The organism is Legionella yabuuchiae (assembly GCF_900640115.1).
GTDB lineage: Bacteria > Pseudomonadota > Gammaproteobacteria > Legionellales > Legionellaceae > Legionella_A > Legionella_A yabuuchiae.
In genome coordinates this window covers 1-1372 of sequence record NZ_CAAAIW010000060.1, presented here as the reverse complement: position 1 = coordinate 1372, position 1372 = coordinate 1, and the positions used below count along the sequence as shown (strand labels likewise).

Sequence of the window (1372 nt, the reverse complement as noted above, 5' to 3'; positions counted from 1 at the left end):
CTAAAAATGCGACCTCCTTAATTAATAGCAGTACCATTGATTCCTTTGCTCCAAGAGACGCATCCACCTCGTTACATCGAATGGCTAAACTAACTCTTTCCAATGTTCAACTCGATGCTTTACAAGAGAAAGTTTTGCTTTTGCTTAGAGGGCTCAAGTTAAAGATAAAAGATGTTAACGCACAAGATATTGCCAATAGTTTATGGGCGCTAGGAAAACTCGCTGAAAGCGGTCATTTGAATGGCGTAGAACTGAAAGAAGAGGTTTTGATATTATTGCAACAACTCGTTTCAAAGAAAGATGTCCGCGCGCAACATACTGCCAATAGCCTATGGGCGCTAGGAAAGCTCGCTGAAAGCGGCCATTTGAATGGTGTAGCACTGGAAGAAGTGCTTTTGAGGTTATTACAACAGCTCTTCTCAAAGAAAGACGCCAACGCGCAAGAAATTGCCAATAGCTTATGGGCGCTAGGAAAACTCTCTGAAAGCGGTCATTTGAATGGTGTAGAACTGAAAGAAACGGTTTTGATGTTATTGCAACAGCTCGTTTCAAAGAAAGATGCCCAAGCGCAACATATTGCCAATAGTCTATGGGCGCTAGGAAAACTCGCTGAAAGCGGTCATTTGAAAGGTATAGAACGGAAAGAAACCGTTTTGATGTTATTGCAACAGTTCGTTTCAAAGAAAGACGCCCACGCGCAAGAAATTGCCAATAGTCTATGGGCGCTAGGAAAACTATCTGAAAGTGGTCATTTGAAAGGTATAGAACTGCAGGCAGAGGTCTTGATATTATTGCAGTTCATTTCAAAGAAGGATGCCAACGCGCAAGAAATTGCCAATAGTCTATGGGCGCTAGCAAAACTCGCTGAAAGCGGTCATTTGAATGGTGTAGAACTGAAAAAAACGGTTTTGATGTTGTTAAAACAGCTCGTTTCAAAGAAAAATGCCAACGCGCAAGAAATTGCCAATAGTCTATGGGCGCTAGCAAAACTCGCTGAAAGCGGTCATTTGAATGGTGTGGAACTGAAAAAAGAGGTTTTGATATTATTGCAACAGCTTGTTTCAAAGAAAGATGCCCACGCGCAAGAAATTGCCAATAGCCTATGGACGCTAGGAAAACTCGCTGAAAGTGGTCATTTGAATAGTGTAGAACTGAAAGAAACAGTTTTGATGTTATTGCAACAGTTCATTTCGAAGAAAGATGCCCACGCGCAAGAAATTGCCATTAGTCTATGGGCGCTAGGAAAAGTCGCTGAAAGCGGGCATTTGAATGGAGTAGAGCTGAAAAAAGAGGTTTTGATATTATTGCAACAGCTCGTTTCAAAGAAAGGTGGCGATGTGCAAGCTATTGCCAATAGTCTATGGTCGCTAGG

1 protein-coding gene is annotated in these 1372 nt (G+C 42.0%); it reads left to right on the top strand.

From position 1 onward, the window contains the following. Positions 1-1372, top strand: a 1372-nt coding sequence (locus E1O47_RS12355; RefSeq protein WP_165475124.1) for a hypothetical protein, incomplete at both ends; no start/stop codon positions are given.